The organism is Streptomyces sp. CBMA152 (genome assembly GCF_014596475.1).
Lineage (GTDB): Bacteria > Actinomycetota > Actinomycetes > Streptomycetales > Streptomycetaceae > Streptomyces.
In genome coordinates this window covers 400,122-418,941 of record NZ_MECJ01000029.1, presented here as the reverse complement: position 1 = coordinate 418,941, position 18,820 = coordinate 400,122, and the positions used below count along the sequence as shown (strand labels likewise).

The following is an 18,820-nucleotide window of genomic DNA, read 5'->3' as shown; positions in this document are numbered from 1 at the left end:
TGTGACCGATCGGATGGCCCGTCGAGGGCCGCTTCGAGGAGGAGCGCGGTGGGCACAGTGACGCACCAGAAAACAGCGGACAGCGTGCCGAGTGCCGTGCCGTCGGCGGGCGAGCTGGAGTTGATCGCGCTGGACTGCGACCGGGCGCTGGTCGGGTTCGAGTGCCGGCCCGATGCGGAGGAGAACGCCCGCCAGGTCGTCGTCATGCTCGACCACGGTGAGCAACTGGCCAGTGCGGTGATGCGGTTGCCCGAGTCGGATCGGGGCGTACGAGTCGCCGGTGCGTTGCAGGACTGGGCGGAACTGCTCGACCGCGGTCCGGGTGAGGGGCCGTTCGCGAACTGGACGTACCTGCGGGCGCTGGCTCGCGCGGTCCGCTCCTTCACCCAGTTCCTCCAGGACCGGACCCGGCCGCGCACGGTCCGGCCCAACCGGTGAGCCCGCACCCGGTGGTCATCGCGTACGTCCTGGTCCTCGTCGTACTGATCACCGCCCTCACGATCGCCATCGCCGCCGAAGGCGGCTGACCCCCAGCGCTCCCGCGTGACGCTCCCCGAAGAAGGACAGGGCGCGGGAGAAACCGGGTGCCCACCCCTAGCAGGGCGCCCACGCCGGTCGCGGCCGACGCCTTCCCCTAGTCGGGCGGCTGCGGCCGGCACCCCATCGAGCGCGCGCACATCCACCGCCCCTTGCACGTGCCATCACTCCGCCCACTCGTCCGGAGGACGTCATGAGCACTACCGCAGCCCTGGCCGCCCCCGAGGCGGTCGACTGGACCGCCTTACGGAACTTCGCCGCCCTGCGCGGCCAGTTCCGGATCTCCCTTACGCCCCGGTGCAACCTCGGCTGTTTCTTCTGCCACAACGAGGACGACGTCCCGCCGCCCCTGACCCTGCGCGACCGCACCAAGCAGCCGCGCCGCCGCGTCGTCACCGCCGAGGACTTCCTGACCTTCATCCAGGCGATGATCAAGGCGGGGCTGCGGCGCGGTTACTTCAGTGGCGGGGAGCCGCTGGTGTCGCCGTTGGCCCGCGAGGTGCTGGCGAACCTCCCTGACATCGGCGCGGACGGCTCGTACACGCTGATCACCAACGGCACCCGCATCCGCCGGAATCAAAGGTGGCTGGCCCAGACCCGGCTCGACAAGGTCAAGGTTTCACTCCACTACTTCTCCGACGCCTCGCTGCTCGACATCGCCGGGGCGCGCACGGGCATTACACCGATCCTCGACGGGATCGAGGCCGCCCGCGAGGCTTTCGCACGGGTCAAGCTGAACTGTCTGTTGCTGCGCCAGAACCAGCACGAGGTCCGGGCCATCCTCGACCACGCCCTCGCGCGCGGCCTGCCGGTGCAGTTCATCGAGCTGGTGCCCACCGACTTCAACGAGGACGACACCGACAACGCCGTCCCGGCCGAGCAGATCGTCCGACACCTTCGCACCCTCAGCGCCGACGAGCACATCGAGGTCGCCGGGGTCGGCCAGGGCCGACGGGTCTTCCTCATCGATGGGGTGGAGATCGACGTCATCGAACGCGGTCTCGGCCGCCACCACGTCGGCCAGTGCGGCACCTGCCCCGTCCGCTCGAACTGCGTCGAAGGCTTCTGGGCCCTACGCGCCGACCACGCCGCCGGCGTCCAGCCCTGCCTGCTGCGCGGCGACCTGCGCCTGGACATCAAAGACCTGCTCGGCGCCCCGGACCGGCTTGCCGAAGCCGTCGCCCGCCACGTCACCGCATTCACCGAGGGGACCCTGTGAACCTTCCGCCCGTGTACGCGCCCATCCCGTACGACGACTTCCCCCGTGGCTTCTTCGGCGTGCTGGAAGGGGTCTCCGGCGTCGGGAAGTCCACTCTCGCCCGCGTCCTGGCCAAGCGGCTGGAAGCGACTGCTCTGCACACGCTGACCGTGCCGCACGAGGGATGGGCACAGGAGGCGAGGCTGCAGTTACGGGCCCTGCCACAGTTCGCGTTCTACCTCTCCGGCCTCCTCCATGCCTCGGACCGGGCTCGGCAGGCACTGACGGCCGGAGCGGTCATCGCCGACCGGTACACCGCATCCGTCATCGCCTGCCACGCAGCCGTCCACGGCGTCACCACCGAGGACGTGACCCGCCTGTTGGCCCCGTTCCGCGACTACCTCGCCCGCCCGGATCGCACGTTCTATCTCCGCTGCTCCGAGGACGTCTTGCGAGAGCGGATGCGCAGCAAGCGGGACCTCAAGCAGGACGACCGGGACCTGTTCGAGGTGCCCGGCCGGCTCAAGCAGTTGCTCGTGAACTTCGAGTCAGTCGCCGCCGGCGACCCCACCGCCGTGGTCCTGGACACCGACGATCGCTCCCCGGACCAACTCGCCGACGAGATCCTCAAGTACATGGAGGGCGAGCGTGCTTAACCCCATCGACACCGACTCGGTGATCCGTGACGGTGGCGCCCACGGCCGGTTCCCCGGCGAGATCCACGAGGCGGTCGGCTGGTGGCTCGGCGCCTGCCTCGTCACCACCCTCAACGCCCACCGGATCGCCGTCGCGCACGACGGCCGCGCCAGCAGCGTCGTGTTCTTCCAGCGGCTGTGCCGAGGCGCAATCAACGCCCAGCATCACGCCTGCACCGTGCTCACCCTCCGCGTCGCCGACGAAGACACCCTCCTACGGACGATGGCTGAGCTGGGCGATGTACCCGGCGCCCGCATCTCCACCACCACCGGTCCGGAGGATGCCGAGGCCGTCTCCATCGTCTTGTACGGGCCCGACGGCAAACCCCTCGACGAGGACACCGGCCTCGCGACGATCCGGCAGCTGATCGCCGACGACCGCGTCCCGATCCCCGTCAACGAGACGGCCAAGGGCCGCATCGAGCACTACCCCCACCCGGCCACCGGGGAAGGAGTAGAGCAGTGATCGACGCCGCCGACATCATCAGCAACCGGGACCCGATCCTGTTCATCACCCTGGACTCGCTGCGGTACGACACCGCCCGCACCGCCCTGGACGACGGCATGACCCCACGTCTCGCCGGGCTGCTGCCCGATGGGGGCTGGGAGCGGCGCCAGACACCCGGCACCTTCACCCTCCCCGCCCACGTGGCCTTCTTCTCCGGGTTCCTGCCCAAGCTGCCGCAGCCCGAGCAGCCCACCAGGCTGTGGGAGTGCCGGCCGCCCGCCTTCAAGACGGTCCCGCCGGAGACATTCGTCTTCGACGCACCGAACCTGCTCGCAGGGCTCGGCCAGCACGGCTACCGCACCGCCTGCGTCGGCGGCGTCACCTACTTCTCGCGCGAGACCCCGCTCGGCTCCGTGCTGCCGGACATGTTCGACGAGGACCACTGGCGCCCCGCCTTCTGCTCCCCGGAACCCGACTCCACCCGCCACCAGGTCGACCGCGCCCTGGAGATCGCCGACCTCTTCGACAAACAGGCCCTCTTCCTGTTCGTCAACGTCTCCGCCACCCACGTCCCCCACGGCCACTACCTCGGCGACAGCCACGACAGCGCCGCCTCCCAGCGCGCCGCCCTCACCTATGCCGACCAGCACCTGGGCCGCCTCATCACCACGCTCACCGCCCGCCGCCGCTGGCTGATCATCCTGTGCGCCGACCACGGCGACGCCTTCGGCGAGGACGGCTTCCACGGCCGCGGCATCGCCCACCCCGTCGTCATGAACGTCCCGTACGCGGCCATGGTGCGCGGCTGAACCCCACTACGCTCGCCGGGCATGAGCGACGAACCCACCCGCCCGGCCCGCGACGCCTCGGTCATCGTGGCGCGGGACGACCAAGGCCAAGTGGCCATCCTGGCAGCCGACTTCCCGCGCCACGGCGGCGAATTCCTGTTCCTGCCCGGCGGACGCCAGGAAGACGGCGAGACTCCCGAAGAGTGCGCACGGCGCGAGCTACGCGAGGAAGCCGGCATCACCGCCGAGCACTGGCACCCCCTCGGCGCGTACGCGATCACCCTGGACTCCACGGCCCGTGTCCACCTCTACCACGCCCGCGAGCTGATGCTGGGTCCGCAACAACTCACATCGACAGAACAAGACTTCAAACTGTCATGGTGGCCCATGCCGGACGCTGTCCAGGCCGCCGAACAGGGCCGTTTCCTGCTTCCCGCCGGCCCCCTCGCGCTGCTCCTCACCGACCGCGCTACATCCTGACCGCAGATGAGCCGGAGGGGGCGGCGAACCCCCGGATGGCAACGCGCATCCACGGTCTCTACGGTCAGCCGGGAGGTGATGCGGAGCGTCGGGCCGGGAGACGGACGTACACCGAGTTGCCTGACCCGTACCGGCTGGCTGTGAGGTCCCGAGTGCCGGGGCCCCACAGCCTGGGTGCGTGATGCTCGTGGTGGTTCAGCAGCCGGTGACGGTGCCGTTGCCCGGCGGTGGGGTGATGGTGCAGGTGTTGCTGCCGCCGTCGAGGGTGATGGTGCCGTCGTTGGCGTTGGCGCGTACGGGTGGGATTCCGAGGCCGGTGCCGCCGGCGACGGTGAGGGTGTCGTCGCCGTGGCCGCCGGTGACGGTGCCGGTGGTGCTGTTGCCGACGCCGGCGACAGCGGTGGTGATACCGCCGACGCCGATCTCGCCGGCGTTGCCGCCCTGGAGCGCGAAGGTGGTGGCGCCGTGGGCGCTGCCGGTGAGGGTGCCGGTGTTGCCCGCCCCGCCGCTGCCGGATTTGAGGTTCACGGCGAGGCAGAGACCGCCGTTGCCGCCGGTGGCCGTGATCCGGGTGTTGGCGGCGGCCTTGCTCGCGTCCACGGTCCCGGTGTTCCCCACGCCGCCGACGCCGCTCGGGAGCAGCGCCAGCGGACTGCAGGCGGCGCCGGTGCCACCGTTGGTGTGGACGGTGTTGACGCCGCTGCCGGTGGTGATCTTTCCGCTGCCGCCGATGGTTCCCGGGTTGCCGTTGGTGGTGCCGCCGGTGCCGTTGCCGCTCTTTCCGCCGAGGACGGTGTTGGCGCCGGTGGCGGTGATGGTGTTGGTGCCGTTGCCGACGCTGACGGCACCGTTCCCGCCGTTGCCTCTGGCGGTGCCGCTGCCGCCGATGCCGCTGCCGGCGGTTCCGGACAGGACGCCGAGGTTGCCGGCGCCGCCGCCGGTGACGGTGATGGTGTTGTTGCCGTTGCCGACGGTGAGAGTCCCCACACCTCCGTTGGAGCCGCCGATGCCGCCGCCACCCAGGTTGAGGCCGGTGCCGCCGGTGATGGTGATGGTGTTGTTGCCGTCCCCGACGGTCACGGTGGCGTCACTGGGCTTGGACCCTTTACCGGAGTAGGTGCCGCCGATCCCGGCCCCGGCGAAAGCGGCGTTGCCACCGGTGATCCTCAGAATGTCGTTGCCGTTGATGCCGTTGACGGCCCCGGAGACGCCGCCCTGGTCGGAGTTGGCGTTGGTGATGGTGATGGTGCTGACGGCGCCGGCATCGTCACCGACGGTCAGGGTCTCGCCGGCGGGGATGCCCTGGGTGCAGTCGATCATGAACCCGGCGGTGGCATCGCCGGATCTGGTGCAGCCCGCCGGGTCGGTTGCGGCGTGGGCGGCGGTGGCCGCCAGCACGACCAGCGCGGTGGACGCGAGCAGTGCCATGGCACTGCCCGTGCACATCGCGCGGCCCGGGCGGAGGGTGCGGATCACAGTCATCGAAGTGTTCTCCTGCAGGAAGTCAAGTGCGACACGGCGGGGAGCCGGTCGGACTTATCGATCCCCCGGGGTGATCCGCGAGACGCCCTCCATCACCCGTACGGGCCAGCAATCACCCGGACGCGCAGGTAGGCGCGGGCGCTGTCAGGCGATGGGCACGGCCCCGTGTTCGGCGGCGAGGGAGGCGATCGCCGCTGCCGCCGCGGTGTCGCGGGCGGTGATGAGGTCACCCGCGTCGTGGGTGGTGAGCTGGAACGTCACCGTGTCGTACAGGATGGTCACGCGGGCGTGGTGGTTCGCGGCGTCCTCGGCGCCAGCCACCGCCGCATACAGGGCAGGCACGCCGGCCCGGTCGGACCTGTAGGAGGCGACGAGGCTGCCGTCTTCATCCCACCAACCGGGCAGCGTGGCGAGGGCGGCGGCGAGCTCGGCGCCGGTGAGCGGTGCGGGCATGTGCGGCACGGGCGGCGTCACCACCGCTGATCAGCGGTCACGCCGAGCCGGGCGCCCGTGTCACCGTCGACGTCGCTGAGGAAGCCACCCAGGAAGTCCTCCAGCTCGTTCAGAGAGCGGGCCGTGAAGAGCACGGGCTGGTACTCCGTCACGTCGTACGGCTGGGTCGCCATCTGCCGTACGTCCAGGGAACGTATCTCCACCCCCCGGAACGCGTGCAGTTCTCCGTAGGAGGAGAGCAGGCTCGCTCCGTAGACCTCGGCCGAGTCGGCCTCGCCCAGCAGCCCGTACTCCAGGGTGAACCAGAAGATGCGGGAGACCGCCTTGAGGGATTCGCGGGTCTCCGCGCGGCGCGCCGCCGCGCCGACCTTCCGGTACAGGTCGGCGAACCGGGGGCTGGCCAGCGTGGCTCCGTGGCCCATCACCTCGTGCACCATGTCGGGCTCCGGGGAGAACAGTGGGCGGCTGTGGTGGCGGATGAACTGGGTGGAGTGGAACGTGGAGTCCGCGAGGGAGCCGTAGAACCGCTCCAGCGGCACGATGCCGGCCGCCGGGGAGAAGGTGAACCCGGTGAGCGTCTCCAGTCGTCGGGACACCTTGCTGAGCTGCGGCACATGGCCGGTGGGCAGCGCCAGGTTCTCCAGTGCCTCCTGGACCTCGGCCGTCGCGTACGTGCGCCACAGCGGGGTCAAGGCGCGGCTGATGTGATCCCAGCACATGTGGTCCTGGACGGCGTACGTGATGTGGGGCGGCTCGTCGCCGGGCCGGTGGTTCAGCGCGGCCTCGGCCATGACGGTGCGGCGGGCCTGGTACACCTCGTCCCCGTATCCGGCGTGGCCGGGCGGGAATTCGATGACCGGGGTTCGCTCGCTGTCGGCGTTCACGGGGGCGAACAGCCTGGTCTGCTGGGACATGGGGGGCCTTCCGTTTGCTTCTCGGCGTGGCAATCCGAATGCCTGAAATGGCAATGCGGACGCGGTGTCGATGCTCGCCAGAAGAACCGGGCGGTTCGTTGATGCCAAAGCCGCCGAAGGTGAACGAACTAGGCTGCTGTTCCACGGAGTTGTCGGGCAGGCGGAAGCCGCCTCTGCGGCAGGGCTTACCGCCCTGTCGCAGAGGCGGCTCTCTACGCATGACGGCTCATCAGAAATCGGTGTCGCCAGGCTTCGGAGACGCACGGCGCTCGCGGAACCAGGCGACGGCCAGCAGCACTGCCGTCGTACCCCCCGACCACAGTATCTGCGGGCGGCTGCCTTCATCCGTCAGCATCAGCACGAGCACCACCGCCATCCCGGCCAGCGCGACCCAGGTCAGGTACGGGAAGCACCACATCCTCAAGGTCAGTGTCTCGGGCGCCTCGTGCTCCAAGCGGCGGCGCAGCCTCAGCTGGGAGAGCGCGATCAGCGCCCATGTGAACAGGAGGATCGCGCCGACCGCGTTCAACATGCACATGAAGACGGTCTCGGGCCAGAGCAGATTGAGAACCACGGAGACAAAGCCGAAGGCCACCGAGGCCAGCACCGCACGCTGCGGCGCCCCACTCCCGGAGACCTTCAGCAGTCCCTGCGGCGCCTCACCGCGCTCGGCCAGCGAGAAGATCATCCGCGAGGAGGAGTACAGGTTCGCGTTCAGGGCCGAGAGCAGCGCCGCGAACACCACGACGTTCATCAGCTGGCCGGCGGAGCCGACGCCGATCGCGTCGAGGACCGCGACGTACGGACTCTCGCCGGGTTTGAAAGAGGTCCAGGGCAGGAGTGTGACCATGAGCAGCATCGAGCCGATGTAGAAGAGCAGGATCCGCCACACCGCGGTGCGCACCGCGCGCCCTACCGCTCGGGCCGGGTCGTCGGTCTCGGCCGCGGCGATGGTGAGCATCTCCAGCCCGCCGAAGGCGAAGACGACCGCGAGCACACCGGAGACCACGCCCTGCCAGCCGTTCGGCAGGAAGCCGCCGTGGCCCGTCAGGTTGGCCAGGCCCACGGGCTTGCTGTCGGGCAGCATGCCGAACACCGCCAGCCCGGAGAGCACCAGGAACGCGACGATCGCGAAGACCTTCACCGCCGCGAACCAGAACTCGAACTCGCCGAAGTTCCGCACGGCGCTCAGGTTGCTGGCAGTGAACAGGGCGATGAAGAGGAGAACCCAGGCCCACGGGGGGACGGCCGGCAGCCAGCCGTTGGCGATCTTGGCCGCGGCGGTGGCCTCCACCGCGAGCACGACCACCAGCAGCAGCCAGTAGAGCCAGCCGACCGTGAACCCGGCCCAGCGGCCCAGCGCGCGCTCCGCATGGACGGAGAAGGAGCCCGAGGAGGGCATCGCCGACGACATCTCGCCCAGCATCCGCATCACGAGCATCGCCAGGGCACCGGCGAGCAGATACGACACGATGATCCCCGGGCCCGCGACGGCGATGCCGCCGCCGGAGCCGACGAACAGGCCGGCACCGATCGCTCCGCCGAGGCCGAGCATGGCCACGTGGCGCTGTTTGAGTCCCTGATGAAGCGATTTTCGGGCCGATTCGGGCACGGCAGCAGTGGGCGGAATACGCGTCTGTGACATTCCGTCAGCATCACCGAATTCCCGGGCCTCCGACAAACGGGCGAAGGCCCGGCATAAATAACCAGTACAGGAGTGAGTCCGAACGCATCGCGCGGAGACATCTTTTGTCAATTCCTGGCGAAGTAGGCTCCGTTGCGGATCTCTGATCCGTGACCTTTCAGCTCTGCTTCCAGAAGGAATTTCCCATGCCGACCATCAGTCTCACGTTCCGCAAAGCCGCCACAGGAGATATCCCCGCGCTCGTCGCGCTGGTGGAGTCCGCGTACCGGGGTGATACCAGCCGGTCCGGCTGGACCACCGAGGCGGACTACCTGGACGGACAGCGGACCGACCCGCAGGGCCTCCAGGAGATCATCGACAGCCCCCACGGCGCGCTGCTCCTGGCCGAGCGCTGCGGCGAACTGGTGGCCTGTGCCCACCTCGAACACCGGGGTGACCACGCCTACTTCGGGATGTTCGCGGTCCGCCCGCAGTTCCAGGGCGCCGGGATAGGCAAGGAGGTCATGGCCGAGGTCGAGCGCCAGGCACGCGAGGAGATGGGGGCGACGGCAGTGCACATGACGGTGATCCACGTCCGAGAGGAGCTGATCGCCTTCTACGAGCGCCACGGCTACGTCCGCACCGGACAGCTGAGCCCCTTCCCCTACGGCGACGAGCGCTTCGGTGTGCCCAAGCGCCAAGACCTCGCCTTCGAACTGCTGACCAAGGCCCTGTGACGGGGACGAACGCGGCCCGTTCCCCACGGCCGACCCCCGGATACGCCTGAGTCCAGGCCCGGAGCCGATGCTCCGGGCCTGGACTTGTGTCAGGCATGGCTGCCGTGCCCGTTGGTTGAGGAGCAGGGTGCCGAGGATCGTCGCGCAGCCCTGCCCCGCAGGGCACCTCCGCCGTTGATCAAGACACTCCCCATCCCGAGTCCGTCAGCGCAGTGAATCGAGAACGCGCCCCACCTCGACCAGCAGCGGCACCGCTCCGTTGGTGAAGCTGGTGAGCTCGCCCTCCCGCAGCTCCTTGGGGCACTCGGTGTAGCTGGAGGAGGACAGCGGGAACATGCCGTTGGTGTGCAGGTCGAGGAGGATGACCCGCAGTCGGCGCACCAGCTGGTCCATCACCTCCGGGCGGGTCCGGAACGCGCGGTGCGTGGCGAAGAACGCGTCGTAGAGCCGGGAGATCTCCTCCGTCGGGGCGCCGAGCGCCGCCGTCCCGTCCCCGGCCCGCAGCGGGGAGTCGCCGTCCGGGGTGAGCTTGGCGGCGATGGCCATGTGCACCTGGTCGTTGAGCTTCCCGGCCCGGTTCAGCTCCACGATGGCCTCGGGTGCCTGGGGCTGGCGATAGCGGGCACGCAGCCAGTGCAGCCGGGGCGGGATGGGGACGTAGTCGCGGGCCCAGCGCCCGCTGAACGAGCGGTGCTGGAGCACCATCGCGGGGCGGATCAGCCGTTCGTAGAGTTCACGGGTGGGCGAGCCGATGTAGACGAGCAGCGCGGAGTACGCGTGGATCAGGCTCGTGGCCCGGGCTGCCGCGCTCTCCACGCCGTCGTTGACGACGAGGTCGAGTTCGTCGTCGATCAACTGCCAGAGGGCGAACACCGTTTGATGGCCGGTGATCCAGCGGAACCAGTACAGCTCCTCCGGGGTCTCCGGGCGCGGCAGCGGGCGGGTGAAGGCGGCCTCGCGCAGGGTGTCGGCGTAGCCCGCCCGGTCGCGCTTGCCGCTGCCCCGGGCCTTGGTGCCGGGGTACGGGAGCACCAGGCTCTCCAGTGCGTAGGCATAGGTGCCGAAGCCCCGTTCCTGGTCGGTTCGGGATTCCCCGACAAGGGTGGTGACATTCATGTCGGCTCGCTTTCCGGCGGTGAGGGGACCGCCGGGCGGCGTGGATGACCACCCGGCGGTCCGACGGAGATTACGGGGCGGGCCCGTTCACCTTGGTGAATTCGCGGGGGCAGAACCATTGGCCAAAGTCTGTGATCGGCCGTCGAAAGGGCGTCTTTCCCTTTCCGTACGGACCGATTCGCGTACGTAGCATCGCCGGGCAGCAAGCAATGAGACGGCAGCGGGCGAAAGTTGGGAATTTTGGCCGCCGGGTCCGTCGTGCCCTGGAGGACGTATGACATCGCCATTTCCATCGCCATCGCCTGATTCCCTCAGTATCTCGTCGCTTCGCCCCTTGCTGCCGCCCGCGCTGCCCCCTCGCCATCTGGGTGCCGCATGGCGGCCGCTCGACGGCATCGTGCGGGAGACGATGCGCGCGGGGAGCCTTGAGGAAGCACGCGCGGTCGTGGCGGAGCGCTGGAACGTTCCGCTGGCGGGGTGGATACCCCGTGCCTTCCTGCTCACCGGCCGCCAGGCGGACGCCGTCGGCATGCGGCTCGCGGCCATCAGCGTCAACTGCGGCTGGACGATGGAGCCGGCGGACGTAAGGGAGGCAGGGGAGGCGCCGGACGTACCGGAGCACTTCGCCGTCGTCTGGCGGGCCGTCGCGAACCGGCTGGGTACCGGCGAGTTCGGTGCGGTGCCGCTGCTAGCCGCCGGCAATCACAGCCCCGAGGGGGCGGCGGACGACCGATGGCCGCCGGTGGTGCGGTGGTCGGCGGACGAGGAGCTCTGCCGACTCGACCTACTGCTGGCGACGGCGGCCCGGATCGACGGACTCAGCGCCCCGATCCTGTGGGAGAGCCACCTGCTGGCCCAGTCGGCCCTGAGACCGTGGCCGGTACTGCGCGCCCTGCACCGGATCATTCAGGTACAGGCCGAGGTACAAGATCTGCTGGCCGCCCGGCTGGCATCCGTTCCGTATCGGCCGACGTCGGCCGCCGGCCAGCGGGCCGCGCTGAGTCTCGTCGCGGGGGCGCCCCTCGCCACCTTCGACATCCCGCCACGCCTCTTCACACCCGCGCAACAGGCGGTGGACGCGCTGCTCGGGATGCTGTCGATCAGCGGAGGCGCGTGGTTCGGGCGCAGGCCACGACGGCATCTCTCCGAGGCCCAGATGTGGGCGCTGCGCCATCTTGACCGGATCGGGGACGGCATCCGCACGCTTGCCGGGCGCGACGAGGCGGTGGGCCGGACATTCCGGGAGGCGCTGATGGAGGTGCGGCAGAGCCACATCGCGTATCGGCGTCTCGTCGACGCGGTGACGGGGCCGGTGGCCGCGTTGCCGACGCGGTCGACGGGGCCCGGGTGAGGCGATGAGCAGGAGTAGCCGGTACGGGCAGCGGGCTTCGGGGGGTGCCGTGCGCAGGCGGCTGCGGCGGCGGGCGACCGGGTGTCAGTACCTCGCCGCGTTGACGATCGCCATGGCTCTGGTGGGGTGGGCCGTGTGGGGATTGCGGCACCCGGACCCGGTGGTCGTCCCCGATGCCCCGTACGTCGTCCACGACCCACCGGCCCCACCGGCCTCCCCGCCACCGGGCGATGCCCGCAGGTTCCCGGCGGAGCGCCAACTCGCCCTGCACGGCGGGTTTGCAGCGGTGGACGGACACGAGGCACCCCACATGAAAGGCCCGCCGAGCAGGACCCTGCGCTACCGCGTCGACATCGAGAACGGCCTCACCGAGCGCGGCTTCGACCCGCACCTCTTCGCGTCGTTCGTCCAGCGGACCTTGGACGACCCGCGCGGCTGGACCCACGACGGCGCCCTGTCCTTCGAGCGCATACCGGGCGGGGACGCCGACTTCGTGGTCACGCTCGCCAGTACGGGGACGGTGAACAGCTGGTGCGCCCGGGCCGGACTGGACACAGCGGAACAGACGGTGTCGTGCGACGCGTACGGCACCGAGCGCGTGATGATCAACGCGTACCGCTGGGCCCAAGGAGCGGATACGTACGGGGACGACATGCTCGGCTACCGGCAGATGCTGGTGAACCACGAGGTCGGGCACCGGATGGGCCACGACCACGCGATCTGCGGCGCGAACGGGGAGCCCGCGCCCGTGATGATGCAGCAGACCAAGACCCTGACCACCGGCACGACCACGTGTGTGCCGAACCCGTGGCCGTATCCATAGGGGTCGTATCCAATAAGGCCCGACCCCGCCAACTATCGCAACAGCGGCCCGAGTTCCGCGTCGATGTCGAAGTGTTCGTGCTCGCGGCCGACTGGAACGAGGGCCGTGATCAGCCGGCAGCAACGGTTGATGTCACGCAGACAAGCCGAGAGCAGGGCGTGGCCCGAGTTCGAGAACAGGCTGATGTACACCCGGTGGCCGGTCGAGTGCCGCAGCATCCAGATCTGTACGTCGCCATCACCGGTGAAGGCGGTACGGCCGTCAAGCAGCAGCTCGCGGGCGAAGGTCCAGGTGGCCTTGGCGCCGTCGAGAGGCTGGAATGTCATGGTGATTTCGAAAGGGCGACTGCGCTGGTAGTGCAGGAAGGTGACGACGGGTTCCTGTTCCCGACCGCTGCTCTCCAGCTGCATGAGTATCCGGCTGGTGATGGCTGATTTCACTGGGGACGTCTCCGGGTGCAGTGCGATGCGGCGCAGATGGAATTCGACTGCGAGAAGGTTAGGTCCACTTTCCGGCTTTGCCGGGCGTCGGGCGGGAATCGATTCCTTTTTCCGGGCAGGAGTGAACTTTCGTCATGAGATGAGTTCATTCACCTTCGGCGACGTCCGCGTTGACATTCGGCCCGGTCGCCGGTCTCAGCATCGACAGGGTTGTCGATCCCGAGAAGAGGGTGAACATCCCATGTCCCTGCCCGTGTCCCGTACCGCTGCCCATGCCCGCGCACGTTCCCGCTCTCGTTCCCGTACGGCCCGACTGGCGACCGCCACCGTGCTGGCCGGTGTCGCACTCGCCGGTACGGGAGCGTCCTTCGCCCAGGCCGCCGCCGTACGTGCGGTGTCCGCCGAGGCCGACGCCCGTCCCGAGGCAGACCGGGGTGTGACCCGCGCCGGGATCCTCGCCCGGGCCCAGACCTGGATCGACGCCGGCGTCCCGTACAGCATGAACGGCTTCCGCCAGGGCTACCGCACCGACTGCTCCGGCTTCGTCTCGATGGCCTGGGGCCTCGCCGAGAGCGCCTGGACCGGCAACCTGGACGAGTTCGGCGTCCGCATCACCAAGGGACAGCTCCAGCCCGGGGACATGCTGCTGCACCACAACCCCGACAACCCTGAGCGGGGTTCGCACGTGGTGCTCTTCGCGGGCTGGGCCAACGACGCGCACACGCGCTATGTGGTGATGGAGGAGACCCCGAGCTACGGCGCGGTCAAGCGGACAATCCCGTACGCGTACAACACGAACGCCGACGCGTACGTCCCGTATCGCCACAAGCGGCTTCAGGACGACGGTGACAGTGGTGAGGTCGGTGGCACCCAGGGCGGCGGCACTCAAGCCGACGACCAGAGCGGCGGCGACCGGGGCGACCGGGGTGGCGGCGACCGAGCCGACCGGGGCGGCCGGACCGCCGACTTCCCCGGCGCCCGCTACTTCGCTCCCGGCCAGCGGAACCCCTATGTGACCCGGCTCGGGGAGGGCCTGGTGAAGAAGGGGTACGGCCGGTCGTACGCCGTGGGGCCCGGGCCGCAGTGGAGCGAGGCCGACCGGCGCGCGGTGCGGTCGTTCCAGGAGGCGCAGGGCTGGCGCGGCGCCGAGGCGGACGGCTACCCGGGCCCGCACACCTGGCGGCTGCTGTTCTCGTAAGCCCCTGGGCAGGCGGCGGCACGAGACGCCGGTCACTGACGAAATCCGGCCAGGCGCCTAACGTATGTCGCTATTAGACCGCTATTGGACCGAATGTTCAGATTCGATCAAGGACCCCTGTGACCGTCCCCACCCACCCGGACGCCTTCGAGCGCTGGTACACCGCGCTCATGGCGCCGGTGGGAAGGACCCGCTGGCTGCGGGCCGACCTGCTGATCGTCGCCCTGGTGGCCGTCGGCTCGACGCACGCCGCCCTCAAGCCGTCGGCCGGTCTGGTGGACGGTGTCCTGCCGAGCATGATGGTCGCGCTCGCCCTGACGGCCGGATTCCTGTGGCGCCGCCGGGCGCCGCTACCGGCGGTCGTGCTGGCCATGGCGAGCCTGACCCTCATCGGCGCCCGCCTCCCCGTCTTCCTCGCCCTGTACGGCCTGGCCCGATACCAAAGGCGCCACCGGCCCGTGGTCATCGCGCTCTGCTGCACGGCGTTCGTGCCGCTGATGATGCTGGTCCCCGGCCACCTGGGGAACTGCTGGATCGACGACGTCCTGGTCTCGGTCGTCTACGTCCTGATCCCTGTCGTCTTCGGCCTCATGGCGACGGCGTACGAGCGGAGCATCGCGGCCCTGCGCGAGAGCCGCGAGCGCCGGGTCGCGCAGACCCGGGCCGAGGAGCGGGTGCGGTTGGCCCGCGAGATGCACGACGTCCTGGGGCATCGCATCGCGATCATCGCCATGCACGGCGGCGCGATCGAGTTCGTCCCCGGAGTGAAGCCCGAGAGCAGGCAGCTGGCCCGGGCCGTCGGCGACACCGCCCGGGCCGCCATGCGCGACCTGCGCCAGGTCCTCGGCGCGCTGCGTGACGGCAGCGACTCGGTCGTCGCGGGCCACTGCATCACGGACCTGGACGCGCTGGTGGCGGAGGCCCGGAGCTCGGGTCTGGACGTCATGTACGCCTGCGGGGCAGCCGGACCCGTACCGCCGGAGATCGCGCTGACGGCGTACCGGACCGTCCAGGAATCCCTCACCAACGCGGTGAAGTACGCGCCGGGTGCGAAGACCGATGTGGTGGTCGCGGTGGTCGGCGATGTACTCGATGTACGGGTGCGCAACGCGCCGGTGCGGTCCGGCGGAAGGCGTGCCGCAGGGGTCGGCGGCGGTGGCTTCGGGATGATGGGGCTGCGCGAGCGCGTGTCCCTGCTCGGCGGGGACTTCCACGCCGGGCCGACGCCGGACGGCGGCTGGCAGGTCGCGATGTCGGTGCCGCTGGCCGCTCCCACTCATGATTACGCCGGTTCGACGAACCTTCATAGAGAGTGAGTAGGTCATGATCCGTGTGCTCGTGACGGACGACGAGCCGCTCGTACGGTTCGGGCTGCGCATGCTGCTCGACGCGCAGGATGACATCGTTGTCATCGGTGAGGCGTGCGACGGTACGACGGCGCTCACCCTCACCCGCGAACTGGCGCCCGACCTCGTCCTCACCGACCTGCGCATGCCCGGCATGGACGGCATCGCCGCGACCAAACGGCTGCTAGCCCTGCCGAACCCGCCCGCCGTCCTGGTCCTGACCACCTTCGACACCGAGGAGGGCGTGGTCGAGGCGATGCAGGCGGGCGCGGCGGGCTATCTCCTCAAGGACGCACCGCCCGAGCAGGTCGTCGGCGCGGTACGGCTGGTCGCGTCCGGCGGCACCGTCCTCTCCTCGGCGTCGGCCGCCCACCTGCTGGAAGCCTCCCGCCCGCGGGACACCGCCGAATCGAGAGTTCCGATCGAGCAGAGACGCCGGGTCGAAGCGCTCGACGCACAGCAGCGGGAAATCCTGTGCCGCCTCGGGAACGGTATGTCCAATGCGGAGATCGCCCGCCGGATGTATCTGACAGAGGGCACGGTCAAGGCGTACGTGTCCCGTCTGCTCGCCGCCCTGAAGGTCGACAACCGCACCCAGGCGGCGATTCTGGCGCATCGGGCGGGGCTGCTCGAAGAGGAGTGAGCCGGGGAGAAGTGGGTCGGGGAATCCTTACGAATGGAATGCCGTAGTCAACTTTCGGCTCGAATTCCTGCGTAGCGTTATTGGTGCGGACCGAACGCGCCGCAAATTTCGGCACCGGGTCGCAATGGTGCGGCTCGGTGCCGAAATCCAAGATACGCACTGACTAGCAGAGGAATTCCTGCACCATGACGACTTCCCTTACCCCGCCTCCCGCCCAGGGCTCCGTCGAGGGTGACGGTCGCACGAAGATGAGCCGCAAGAAGCAGTGGACCTCGGCGGTCGCGCTCCTGGTCGGCGCCGGCCTGGTGTCGGCCGGTGGCTATGCCGCGGTCCAGTCGGACCTGCTGGTCAAGTCGGGCGTGTTCTCCGTGGACGCCGCCCCGGCGAAGGACCCCATGGTCCTGACGGTCGACAACGCCGCGGAGTTCGCGCAGAAGGTCACCTTCAAGAACATGAAGGAGGGCGACAAGGTGTCGCACGACTTCACGCTCACGAACAAGGGCAACCGCGCGGACATCGCCAAGCTCGCCCTCCAGGCCGCCACCGCCAAGAGCAACGGTGGGAAGGTTCCCGAGGCGCTCGCCGACGCCCTGGAGATCCAGATCCACCCGAAGGGCGACACCTCTCTCGGCAAGATGCTCTTCAAGGGGGATCTGACGAGTCTTCTGGACGGCTCCGGGCTCCGGAATGTCGTCGGTACGGACCTCCCCGCGGGAGGAAAGAAGTCGGCGGAATACACCATCACCGTCTCCTTCGCCGACAACCTGGATGACGACGCCATCAAGGCAGCTGCGGGCAAGTCCCTCGACTCCATCGACTTCACCTTCCGGGGTCTCGGTAAGTAACCGGCTCCGTAACGCGGTTCAGGTGCCCCGGGAGTCCGGATTCCCGAGATTCCCGGGGCACCGGTGGGACCGCGTGACGATGTGATGTGAAGGGCTGCGGAATCGTGCTGTCGTTGAGGTCGGTGTTTTGGGGGCGGGGACGCCGTAGGGCCGCGCGCGTACCGGTCAAGTGGTATGTGCGGGCCGGGCGTTGGGCGAGCACGGCGGTCACCGTCGCGCTGGTCGCGACGGTCGGCGCGGGCGCGTACGGCTGGTCGGTCAAGGGGATGCGTTACGTGCCCGTACTGACGGACTCGATGAGTCCGGACATGCCGGTGGGGTCGCTGGCGATCACCAAGCCCCTCGACCCGACGGATCTCAAGGAGGGGCAGGTCATCGCGTTCCGCCCCGCCGGGCCGCTGGCTCCGCAGGACGGCAGGCCGGTGCTGCACCGCGTATGGAAGTTGGAGACGCAGCCGGACGGTCAGCGGACGTTGCAGACCAAGGGCGATGCCAACGCCAGTGAGGACTCCTGGGTGTTGAAGGTCCCGCCGTACGGCTCCCCCGCGTACGCCCAGGTCGTCCACTCGGTACCGCGCGCCGGGGCGGCGGCCCAGGCCCTGTCCGCGATGGGCCCGTGGGGAGTCTCCGCCTCCGTGGGCGGCCTGATGCTGACGATGTACGGCCTGCGCCGGCTGCTGTCCCGCCGCAGTTGAATTCGTACGACAGAAAGTACTCACTCGCTGATGAAGCTCATGACATGTGTACGTCCTGGTCGTCCGCGTCTGCTGGCGGCCGCGCTCGCCGCTGCCGCCGCCGTCCCGGTCCTGACCGCGGCCTCTCCGGCAACGGGCTCGGCCCCGGTAGAGCGGCTCGACGTCCGCCAGGGCCCGGGCACGGCCTGGACCACCGACACCCCGCACCTCACCCCGGGTACGACGGAGCGCCGCTACCTAGATGTCGTGTCCTCGTTCTCCCGCCCGATGACGCTCACGTCCCAGCTGTCGGGTGAGGGGGTACTGACGGGCAAGGGGGGACTGCGTACGGCGGTCGAGGTGTGCAGCGTTTCCTGGGCGGCGGACGGAAGCTGCCCGGGCGCGAGGCGTTCCCTGCTGGCGGACAGCCCGCTGGCCGAGGCCCGCAGCCTGCCGGCCGAGCCCCTCGCGCCGAACACCACCCGGCACCTGAAGTTCTCCATCAAGGTCCCCAAGGTCCTCCCCGAGCACCTATACGGCTCCAGCGGCCGAGCGGTGCTGCGGGCTACGGCGTCGGACACTGCCTCGACCTCTGGCGGCGGAGGCAATGGCGGCAGTCAGACAGGAGGCCCCGGGGGTGGGAATACGGGCGGCACCGGCCAAAGTGGCGACACTCAAGGGCAGCCCCAGTCCCAGGGCCAAGCCCAAGGGCAGCTGTCGCACACCGGCGCGACACTGCTGCCCATAGCGTTTATCGCGGCGGGCGCGCTGATCGCCGGCCTCGCCGCCGTCATCGCCCGTCGCCGCGCCCGCATCTGAGCGGCGCCGCGCCGCAGGCTTGGTGTCTACCGTGCCCGCGCCGTCCACAGGGACAGTCAACGCAAATGTGCGAGGGCAATGCTCGCCCGTGACTGCATCTCCGCCCGGGTGAGCAGCGACCACCTCCGGCCTGGGAGAAATCTGGGAGACGATCTTCCCCTGGAGGCCCGCCGAGGCCACGTAAGACCACCCCACCCCAAGCCGCTGAC

Annotated in this window: 21 protein-coding genes; 15 read left to right on the top strand and 6 right to left on the bottom strand. The window is 69.6% G+C overall.

Annotation, left to right across the window (positions count from 1 at the left end):
• Positions 1-48 precede the first annotated feature (48 nt).
• The 6 genes from BG418_RS28965 (at position 49) to BG418_RS28940 (ending at position 4,146) form a co-directional block, all read left to right on the top strand.
• Positions 49-438 carry a DUF6415 family natural product biosynthesis protein gene (locus tag BG418_RS28965; RefSeq protein ID WP_188276940.1) on the top strand — a complete coding sequence of 130 codons (390 nt, stop codon included), beginning with the start codon at positions 49-51 and terminating at the stop codon, positions 436-438.
• Positions 439-730: 292 nt separating this feature from the next.
• Complete coding sequence (locus BG418_RS28960) at positions 731-1,756, top strand: radical SAM protein (RefSeq protein ID WP_188276939.1); 1,026 nt, start codon at positions 731-733, stop codon at positions 1,754-1,756.
• Positions 1,753-2,391 (top strand): AAA family ATPase, encoded by a 639-nt coding sequence (locus BG418_RS28955; protein WP_317453792.1) that lies wholly within the window; start codon positions 1,753-1,755, stop codon positions 2,389-2,391. The genes BG418_RS28960 and BG418_RS28955 overlap by 4 nt, the downstream gene beginning before the upstream one ends.
• Positions 2,384-2,896 carry a hypothetical protein gene (locus BG418_RS28950; RefSeq protein ID WP_188276938.1) on the top strand — a complete coding sequence of 171 codons (513 nt, stop codon included), beginning with the start codon at positions 2,384-2,386 and terminating at the stop codon, positions 2,894-2,896. Before BG418_RS28955 ends, BG418_RS28950 begins: the two co-directional genes overlap by 8 nt.
• Positions 2,893-3,687 (top strand): STM4013/SEN3800 family hydrolase, encoded by a 795-nt coding sequence (locus tag BG418_RS28945; protein ID WP_188276937.1) that lies wholly within the window; start codon positions 2,893-2,895, stop codon positions 3,685-3,687. Before BG418_RS28950 ends, BG418_RS28945 begins: the two co-directional genes overlap by 4 nt.
• Positions 3,688-3,708: 21 nt before the next feature.
• Positions 3,709-4,146 carry an NUDIX hydrolase gene (locus BG418_RS28940; RefSeq protein ID WP_188276936.1) on the top strand — a complete coding sequence of 146 codons (438 nt, stop codon included), beginning with the start codon at positions 3,709-3,711 and terminating at the stop codon, positions 4,144-4,146.
• A gap of 195 nt (positions 4,147-4,341) precedes the next feature.
• Here BG418_RS28940 and BG418_RS28935 read toward each other — a convergent pair whose 3' ends face one another.
• The 4 genes from BG418_RS28935 to BG418_RS28920 form a co-directional block, all read right to left on the bottom strand.
• The gene (locus tag BG418_RS28935; protein WP_188276935.1) at positions 4,342-5,628 is read right to left on the bottom strand and encodes a hypothetical protein; all 1,287 of its coding nucleotides are present in this window, start codon (positions 5,626-5,628) and stop codon (positions 4,342-4,344) included.
• A 144-nt stretch (positions 5,629-5,772) separates the two neighbouring features.
• Positions 5,773-6,081: a 4a-hydroxytetrahydrobiopterin dehydratase gene (locus tag BG418_RS28930; protein ID WP_188276934.1), complete on the bottom strand. Its 309-nt coding sequence runs from the start codon at positions 6,079-6,081 to the stop codon at positions 5,773-5,775.
• 17 nt (positions 6,082-6,098) lie between these two features.
• A complete protein-coding gene (locus BG418_RS28925; RefSeq protein ID WP_188276933.1) occupies positions 6,099-6,995 on the bottom strand; it encodes a phenylalanine 4-monooxygenase in 897 nt (298 codons plus the stop codon).
• Positions 6,996-7,224: 229 nt separating this feature from the next.
• Positions 7,225-8,640 (bottom strand): amino acid permease, encoded by a 1,416-nt coding sequence (locus BG418_RS28920; protein WP_188276932.1) that lies wholly within the window; start codon positions 8,638-8,640, stop codon positions 7,225-7,227.
• A 185-nt stretch (positions 8,641-8,825) separates the two neighbouring features.
• Between BG418_RS28920 and BG418_RS28915 the strand changes: the two genes are divergently transcribed.
• On the top strand, positions 8,826-9,356 hold the full coding sequence (locus BG418_RS28915) for a GNAT family N-acetyltransferase (RefSeq protein WP_188276931.1): 531 nt from the start codon (positions 8,826-8,828) through the stop codon (positions 9,354-9,356).
• A 204-nt stretch (positions 9,357-9,560) separates the two neighbouring features.
• Here BG418_RS28915 and BG418_RS28910 read toward each other — a convergent pair whose 3' ends face one another.
• The gene (locus tag BG418_RS28910; protein WP_188276930.1) at positions 9,561-10,472 is read right to left on the bottom strand and encodes a hypothetical protein; all 912 of its coding nucleotides are present in this window, start codon (positions 10,470-10,472) and stop codon (positions 9,561-9,563) included.
• Positions 10,473-10,806: 334 nt separating this feature from the next.
• Between BG418_RS28910 and BG418_RS28905 the strand changes: the two genes are divergently transcribed.
• Both BG418_RS28905 and BG418_RS40145 read left to right on the top strand, forming a co-directional pair.
• Positions 10,807-11,823: a hypothetical protein gene (locus tag BG418_RS28905; protein ID WP_188276929.1), complete on the top strand. Its 1,017-nt coding sequence runs from the start codon at positions 10,807-10,809 to the stop codon at positions 11,821-11,823.
• A 4-nt stretch (positions 11,824-11,827) separates the two neighbouring features.
• The gene (locus BG418_RS40145; RefSeq protein ID WP_223185534.1) at positions 11,828-12,646 is read left to right on the top strand and encodes a DUF3152 domain-containing protein; all 819 of its coding nucleotides are present in this window, start codon (positions 11,828-11,830) and stop codon (positions 12,644-12,646) included.
• A gap of 32 nt (positions 12,647-12,678) precedes the next feature.
• Here BG418_RS40145 and BG418_RS28895 read toward each other — a convergent pair whose 3' ends face one another.
• Positions 12,679-13,056 carry an SsgA family sporulation/cell division regulator gene (locus BG418_RS28895; protein ID WP_188276928.1) on the bottom strand — a complete coding sequence of 126 codons (378 nt, stop codon included), beginning with the start codon at positions 13,054-13,056 and terminating at the stop codon, positions 12,679-12,681.
• A 271-nt stretch (positions 13,057-13,327) separates the two neighbouring features.
• Here BG418_RS28895 and BG418_RS28890 point away from each other — a divergent pair, with 271 nt between their 5' ends.
• From BG418_RS28890 to BG418_RS28865, 6 genes are all read left to right on the top strand, one after another.
• A complete protein-coding gene (locus tag BG418_RS28890; protein WP_223185533.1) occupies positions 13,328-14,284 on the top strand; it encodes a peptidoglycan-binding protein in 957 nt (318 codons plus the stop codon).
• A gap of 119 nt (positions 14,285-14,403) precedes the next feature.
• A complete protein-coding gene (locus tag BG418_RS40950) occupies positions 14,404-15,600 on the top strand; it encodes a histidine kinase (RefSeq protein WP_188276926.1) in 1,197 nt (398 codons plus the stop codon).
• Positions 15,601-15,607: 7 nt separating this feature from the next.
• The gene (locus BG418_RS28880; RefSeq protein ID WP_188276925.1) at positions 15,608-16,273 is read left to right on the top strand and encodes a response regulator transcription factor; all 666 of its coding nucleotides are present in this window, start codon (positions 15,608-15,610) and stop codon (positions 16,271-16,273) included.
• Positions 16,274-16,458: 185 nt separating this feature from the next.
• Positions 16,459-17,118: a TasA family protein gene (locus tag BG418_RS28875; protein ID WP_188276924.1), complete on the top strand. Its 660-nt coding sequence runs from the start codon at positions 16,459-16,461 to the stop codon at positions 17,116-17,118.
• Positions 17,119-17,240: 122 nt separating this feature from the next.
• Positions 17,241-17,813: a signal peptidase I gene (locus BG418_RS28870; protein ID WP_317453811.1), complete on the top strand. Its 573-nt coding sequence runs from the start codon at positions 17,241-17,243 to the stop codon at positions 17,811-17,813.
• Positions 17,814-17,843: 30 nt separating this feature from the next.
• Positions 17,844-18,611, top strand: a complete 768-nt coding sequence (locus BG418_RS28865; protein ID WP_188276922.1) for a hypothetical protein — start codon at positions 17,844-17,846, stop codon at positions 18,609-18,611.
• The last annotated feature ends 209 nt before the right edge of the window (positions 18,612-18,820 follow it).

Coding starts and splice junctions, on each gene's coding strand:
- BG418_RS28935 (WP_188276935.1), bottom strand. CDS start 5,628: ATGACTGTGATCCGCACCCTCCGCCCGGGCCGCGCGATGTGCACGGGC.
- BG418_RS28890 (WP_223185533.1), top strand. CDS start 13,328: ATGTCCCTGCCCGTGTCCCGTACCGCTGCCCATGCCCGCGCACGTTCC.
- BG418_RS28930 (WP_188276934.1), bottom strand. CDS start 6,081: ATGCCCGCACCGCTCACCGGCGCCGAGCTCGCCGCCGCCCTCGCCACG.
- BG418_RS28925 (WP_188276933.1), bottom strand. CDS start 6,995: ATGTCCCAGCAGACCAGGCTGTTCGCCCCCGTGAACGCCGACAGCGAG.
- BG418_RS28915 (WP_188276931.1), top strand. CDS start 8,826: ATGCCGACCATCAGTCTCACGTTCCGCAAAGCCGCCACAGGAGATATC.
- BG418_RS28875 (WP_188276924.1), top strand. CDS start 16,459: ATGACGACTTCCCTTACCCCGCCTCCCGCCCAGGGCTCCGTCGAGGGT.
- BG418_RS28960 (WP_188276939.1), top strand. CDS start 731: ATGAGCACTACCGCAGCCCTGGCCGCCCCCGAGGCGGTCGACTGGACC.
- BG418_RS28920 (WP_188276932.1), bottom strand. CDS start 8,640: ATGTCACAGACGCGTATTCCGCCCACTGCTGCCGTGCCCGAATCGGCC.
- BG418_RS40145 (WP_223185534.1), top strand. CDS start 11,828: ATGAGCAGGAGTAGCCGGTACGGGCAGCGGGCTTCGGGGGGTGCCGTG.
- BG418_RS28895 (WP_188276928.1), bottom strand. CDS start 13,056: ATGCAGCTGGAGAGCAGCGGTCGGGAACAGGAACCCGTCGTCACCTTC.
- BG418_RS28865 (WP_188276922.1), top strand. CDS start 17,844: ATGAAGCTCATGACATGTGTACGTCCTGGTCGTCCGCGTCTGCTGGCG.
- BG418_RS28940 (WP_188276936.1), top strand. CDS start 3,709: ATGAGCGACGAACCCACCCGCCCGGCCCGCGACGCCTCGGTCATCGTG.
- BG418_RS28910 (WP_188276930.1), bottom strand. CDS start 10,472: ATGAATGTCACCACCCTTGTCGGGGAATCCCGAACCGACCAGGAACGG.
- BG418_RS28880 (WP_188276925.1), top strand. CDS start 15,608: ATGATCCGTGTGCTCGTGACGGACGACGAGCCGCTCGTACGGTTCGGG.